The following is a 6,135-nucleotide window of genomic DNA, read 5'->3' as shown; positions in this document are numbered from 1 at the left end:
TAGCTTCTCGCGGTATCGAGATTGTCGGTTGATCACCCGAGCGCCTTCTTTTTCATCATGTCCTGTTCACAATTTTTAGGAGAAAACCATGGATTTAGCCAAGATTCCTGCCGGTAAAGCGGCACCGGAAGATATTTTTGTCGTCATCGAAATTCCTGCCCAAGGCGCGCCGATCAAGTATGAGGTCGACAAGGACTCTGGCGCTCTGCTGGTGGATCGCTTCATGGCGACAGCCATGTTCTACCCGGCCAACTACGGCTTTGTGCCCAACACCTTGTCTGAAGATGGTGACCCGGTGGATGTGTTGGTGGTCACGCCCACCCCACTGATGCCTGGCTCGGTGATTCGCGCCCGCCCTGTTGGCATGCTCAAGATGACGGACGAATCCGGTGTGGACGCCAAGATCATCGCCGTGCCGCACAGTAAGTTGTCTCCGCTGTACGACGAAATCAAGGAAGCCACTGATCTGCCGGCCTTGCTGCTGGCACAAATCAAACATTTCTTCGAGCAATACAAAGCGCTTGAATCCGGTAAGTGGGTGCGCGTTGATGGGTGGGCCGACAAGGCCGCGGCCTGTGTCGAAATTGAGGCTTCGATTGCCCGTTATCAGCAAGCCTGATAACCAGGCATGCGCAGGTCGTTTCCATCATCCGTCCCGCGGTTTGGTCGTCTCACGGCCGGGCCGGGTAGTGCGCGCCGGGCATGAACGTTCGTAAGGCTATGCGCGATTCACGGCAGAATCGTGCCCATGATCGTCGTCTTAATGATAAGCATCTCAGTCGACGGATTCTGCGCCGCCGGGTGTTCCTGGCGGCACTGATTGCTTTATTGGTGTTTACCGTTCTGTTGTGGCGAGCCGCCTTTCTACAGGTGGACCGTCATGATCATTTTTCCGAGATGGCGGAAAACAACCGCACACGAACATTGGTGATCCCGCCTGAGCGGGGTCGCATTTTTGATGATGGCGGCCGCGTCGTGGCCGACAATGTGGCCACGTATCAGGCGCAAATCGTGCCGGAGGATGCGGACGATCTCAAACGAGAGCTCTCGATGCTGCAGCAAGTGCTCATGCTCGATGGCGATACGGTGCATGATCTGAAAGAACGTATCAAATTCGGTCGTTCATTCGATCCGCTACTGGTGAAATCGGATCTGACACCCGTGGAAATGGCCAAGCTGGCCCAATTACAACCCTGGTTGCCCGGTGTCTCCGTGGAATCCAGCCTGAAGCGGGTATATCCCTATCGGCAACTCCTGGCCCACGTGGTCGGCTATGTCGGCCGCATCAATGTGGCTGACCTCAAACGAATCAATGCCGACCTGTATCAGGGGACTCAATACATCGGTAAGTCAGGCATTGAGCGGGAATATGAAGATGACTTGCACGGTAAGCCCGGCTTCAAGACGATAGAAGTCGATGCCGTGGGGCGCGTGGTCAAGGTGCTTAATATCGTTCCCCCTGTGGCCGGGCATGATATCCACCTCACGCTTGATGTACCTTTGCAGGGCATTGCCGCAGCCGCTCTTGGCTCGTATAGCGGTGCTGTGGTGGCAGAGGACCCGGCCACAGGCGCCATCAAGGCCATGGTGTCGCGGCCGAGTTTCGACCCGAATCTGTTTGTCGATGGCATCAGTCACGATAACTATCAGGCGTTGCTAAATGATCCCGAGCGTCCCTTGTTTGACCGGGCTATCACGGCCACTTATCCACCGGGTTCGACCATCAAGCCAGTCATGGCTTTGGCAGGCATGCAATATGGTTTCCTTGACCCGAACAAGAAATTCTTCGCCGGACCGTATTTCCAGATTCCCGGCAGCCAGCACCACTACCGCGACTGGCGCAAATGGGGACACGGCTGGGTCGATCTGGATCAGGCGATTACGCAATCCGTAGATGTGTATTTCTATGATCTCGCCTATCGCATGGGCATCGACCATATGCATACGTTTTTGACCGAGTTCGGTTTGGGGCGGAAAACCGGGATTGACTTGCCCGGAGAGGCATCTGGTCTGGTACCGTCGCCCGAGTGGAAGCGTAAAGCAAAGAATCAGCCCTGGTATCCCGGCGAGACAGTCATTGCCGGTATCGGGCAGGGTTACATGTTGAGCACGGTATTGCAGTTGGCGCAAACGACATCGATTCTTGCCGAATCCGGAAAACGCCATCGTCCCTGGTTGGTATCCAGCTATGAAGATAAGGAGCCAAGCATAGAACTCAAGAGCCCGAGTTTCTGGAACGACGTGCGCCAGGGTATGTTTGATGTCATCAACAGCCCGCACGGCACGGCAAGAAGGATTGCAGCCCCATATCTGATCGCTGGTAAGACGGGTACCGCCCAGGTCTTCACCGTGGCGCAAAATGCGAGTTATCACGCCAAGGATCTGGAGAAGAAGTTGCTCGATCACGCTGTTTTCATTGGTTTTGCACCGTATGATGATCCGAAAATCGCCGTGGCGGTATTGGCTGAGCATGGGGGCAGCGGTTCTGGGACGGCGGCCCCTGTCGCCCGACGTGTCATGGACTATTACCTCGGGTTCGAACCCAAAAAGACCGTACAGATGGAGTTCGTGAAACATGGCGACTGAGCAACCAAAAGTGAGCGTCTCGGGGCGAGGGCCAGTGCTCGATCGTCTGAATCGAAGCAGTGATTTCGGTAAGCGTGAAGGTGTACAGCGGCTCTTCCTTGGAATTCTCTCTCTGACTCGGCGCATCAATTACGATCCGGTTCTGCTCTTTTTCCTGACTTTGATTGCTGCGATTGGTTTGGTGGCCGGTTATTCCGCCTCTGACCAGAGCGTGGTCTGGGTTGAGAAAAGCGCATTCCGTTTTGCGCTGGCTTTTCTGCTCATGCTTGCCATTGCTCAGGTGCCTCAACGTTTCTTTTTCGCCATCGCGCCCTGGTTGTTCGGGAGCGTTGTCTTGCTGTTGGTGGCCGTGCATTTGTTCGGCGATGTGGGAAAGGGGGCGCAACGGTGGTTGGATCTGGGGTTCATTCGCTTCCAGCCTGCAGAAATTCTCAAACTCGGCATGCCGATGATGCTGGCTTGGTTCCTGGCTCGGCGACCGCTGCCTCCGCGGTTTCTTGACGTGGTGATAGCCCTGATTCTGGTAGCGGTGCCTACTGTTCTGATCGTGATGCAGCCCGATCTGGGCACAGCTATCCTGGTCATGACGGCCGGACTGTTCGTGCTGTTTTTTGCCGGATTGTCCTGGTGGTATGTATTGAGTTTTGTTCTGGCGATATCGGCTGCGGCACCATTGATGTGGTTTTATGTGATGCACGATTATCAAAAGGATCGGGTGCTGACCCTGTTCAACCCCATGGCCGATCCATTGGGTGCGGGCTATCACACCATCCAATCGATGATTGCAATCGGTTCAGGCGGTGTCTGGGGCGTGGGTTGGTTACAAGGCACCCAGTCACACTTGAACTTTCTACCGGAAGGAACCACTGATTTTATTCTTGCCGTTTATGCGGAAGAGTTCGGTTTGATGGGGTTGATTCTGCTCTTCAGCCTGTATTTGGCTGTTATCTGGCGCGGGCTTTATGTGGCCGCTTATGCGGAATCTACCGCCGGCCGGATGCTGGCTGCCGCCATTTCTATGACCTTCTTGGTTTATGTTTTTGTCAATGCCGGTATGGTGGTCGGTATTTTACCGGTTGTCGGTGTGCCGTTGCCGTTAATGAGTTATGGCGGCACAGCGCTGGTGACCATCATGATCGCCTTGGGTATGCTGATGAGTATTCGAACGCAACGGAGTTTTTTGGGGCATGAACGATGAGTGAGCGCGCGTTGAAAAATTCTAAGATGAAGCATTCGGTTTGGAGCCGGAAGTGGTTGGGCGTGCTTCTGTCGTCGATTACCTTGGGCGTGAGTGTTTTTTGCCTGCCTGCTTTTGCCGATGATGAAGGTGCGAAGCCGCCGGGAAATTATGCGGCGCGCGCCGATGTGCGTGAATTTGCGCATGAAGCCGCGCAAGAGACCGGTCTGCCCCAAGCGGAAATCCAGCAGTGGCTGGCTGCGGCGAAATATCAGCAAAGTATCGTCGATGCGATGAATCGTCCTGCCGAATCCAAAACCTGGGCGCAGTACCAGCCGATTTTCATAACACCCAAGCGGATCGCTACCGGGGTTGAATTTTGGAATGACCATGCGGATGAACTTGAACGCATCAGTCAGAAATACAATGTCTCTCCAGCCATCATTGTGGCGATTGTGGGTGTTGAAACCTTCTACGGCCAGCGTATGGGTAACTATCGCGTCATTGATGCTCTGGCGACGCTCGGGTTTGATTATCCCAAGCGTGGCGCCTTCTTCCGTCAGCAGCTCGCCGACTTTTTCACACTGGCGGCCAAAGAACATCTCGATCTGAATGACGCGGTGGGTAGCTATGCCGGCGCGATGGGTATGCCCCAGTTCATCCCGTCGAGTTATCTTGAGCTGGCTGTTGATGGCGATGGCGACGGGCGCTGCGATCTGTGGCACAGCGATGCGGATGTGTTCGCCAGCGTGGCGCATTATTTCTCCGAACATGGCTGGACTCCGGGTGCGCCGGTCGGCTTCCCGATTGACGTCAACAAGCAGCAGGCAGTCGCGGTTGCGGACAAGCTCAATACCGGACGTGATCTCAAACCTAAAATCACGATTGGCGAGTTGCGCTCACTTGGGGTCGCGTTGCCGAAAGATCTGTACCTGCCAAAGGATGAGAAGGTCATGCTCTTCACGCTGACCGGGCCTGATAAGGTGGAATACTGGGTTGGGCTGGATAATTTTTATGTGATTACCCGCTACAACCACAGTACCTTGTACGCGATGGCCGTCTGGCAGTTGAGTCAGGCGGTGCAGGCTGCTCGGAATGAATTGGCAACTGCTAATTCAGATGTGGGGAATGCGGTTGCACCGAAAAAAGAGGTGACGACTCCTTGAGACGCACCCGATTGAATAGGACAGATCCATGGCTGGTACTGGTTCTGCTTGCAACCGTGTTCTTGTCCGGTTGTTCAACGGTAAATCGAGTGAATCCCGGTGAGGCAGCAACATCTGATGCAGTTCCACGATTTGAGCCCCAGCCATCTCGCCTTAATCCACCGTCTTATACCGTGCTTGGGCGCACTTATCATGTACTAGGCAGCAATGACGGGTACGATGCGCAAGGCGTGGCTTCATGGTACGGTCCGAACTTCCAGAGCAAATCCACTTCCAGTGGTGAACGCTACAACATGTATGCAATGACCGCAGCGCACAAAACATTGCGGATTCCTTCCTATGTCCTGGTGACGAATATGGAAAATGGCAAACAGGTGATCGTGCGGGTGAACGACCGCGGTCCTTTCATGTCGAATCGCATCATTGATTTATCGTATGCGGCGGCCAAGAAAATCGGCATGATCGGGCGGGGCACGGCTATGGTGGATGTTCGATCAATCACACCGGATACACCGATACCCACGTCCCAAAGCATCGTGTCCGGGGTGCCAACGCTCTCGGCAATACCCTCACCTGTTGCCAGTGCGACAGCAATTTCCGCGGCTGCGAGTCTGCCGCACGCGGTCTGGGGGCAGGATGTATTCATTCAAGTGGGTGCTTTCGGCGAAATGGGTCATGTGATCACTGTGCAACAGCGTTTGGCCCAGGCTGGGATCACCGCCGTATCGGTCACACCCTTCGGGACCTTGAATCGCGTGCGGGTCGGTCCGGTGGCATCGCTCGCGGACTATGACCGCCTCATGGATCAATTAAGAACAATCGGTTTTGATAATGCGCAGATGGTAGTGGAACAATGAGAGAGAACAAGAGTATTGATATGACGAAACAACACACACGCGCTGCGCTTCAGGCGCGGTCAATGCCACGTCTGTTGGCCGTAGCTTTAGTGTTCGGTTTGGGCGCGCCCCTTTTCGTACCGGCCGAGGCTGACACCACTCCCCTCACCCCTCAGAATGCGCAGCCTGTACCTGCCTCGACTATGCCACCCCAGGTTGCGATGCCGGTTCCTGGTGCGCCGGTATTGTCCGCCCGTTCGTATATGCTTCTGGATGCCAATACCGGGCAGATCATTGTCCAGAAAAATGCCGATGAACCGGTGCCTCCTGCAAGTATCACCAAGTTGATGACCTCGTACCTTGTGTTCAG

The 6,135-nt window shown here is 54.8% G+C and carries 5 protein-coding genes and 1 pseudogene; all 6 read left to right on the top strand.

Annotated features, from left to right (window positions below; genetic code table 11):
* Positions 1 to 88 precede the first annotated feature (88 nt).
* Positions 89 to 619: an inorganic diphosphatase gene (ppa, locus tag M7R55_RS10395; protein ID WP_298220341.1), complete on the top strand. Its 531-nt coding sequence runs from the start codon at positions 89 to 91 to the stop codon at positions 617 to 619.
* 83 nt (positions 620 to 702) lie between these two features.
* A complete protein-coding gene (mrdA, locus tag M7R55_RS10390; protein WP_298220340.1) occupies positions 703 to 2,586 on the top strand; it encodes a penicillin-binding protein 2 in 1,884 nt (627 codons plus the stop codon).
* Positions 2,576 to 3,784 carry a rod shape-determining protein RodA gene (gene rodA, locus M7R55_RS10385; RefSeq protein WP_298220339.1) on the top strand — a complete coding sequence of 403 codons (1,209 nt, stop codon included), beginning with the start codon at positions 2,576 to 2,578 and terminating at the stop codon, positions 3,782 to 3,784. The genes mrdA and rodA overlap by 11 nt, the downstream gene beginning before the upstream one ends.
* A gap of 26 nt (positions 3,785 to 3,810) precedes the next feature.
* The gene (mltB, locus tag M7R55_RS10380) at positions 3,811 to 4,929 is read left to right on the top strand and encodes a lytic murein transglycosylase B (RefSeq protein WP_298220338.1); all 1,119 of its coding nucleotides are present in this window, start codon (positions 3,811 to 3,813) and stop codon (positions 4,927 to 4,929) included.
* 11 nt (positions 4,930 to 4,940) lie between these two features.
* Entirely contained in the window at positions 4,941 to 5,786 is an 846-nt protein-coding gene (locus M7R55_RS10375) for a septal ring lytic transglycosylase RlpA family protein (RefSeq protein WP_298220337.1), read from the top strand.
* 20 nt (positions 5,787 to 5,806) lie between these two features.
* Positions 5,807 to 6,135 (top strand): annotated as a pseudogene (locus M7R55_RS10370) (serine-type D-Ala-D-Ala carboxypeptidase); the annotation flags it as partial.

It is taken from the genome of Halothiobacillus sp. (genome assembly GCF_027346185.1).
Taxonomy (GTDB): Bacteria; Pseudomonadota; Gammaproteobacteria; order Halothiobacillales; family Halothiobacillaceae; genus Halothiobacillus.
Note: the sequence above shows the minus strand (reverse complement) of the source record. Positions and strands in the feature narration are given on the sequence as shown.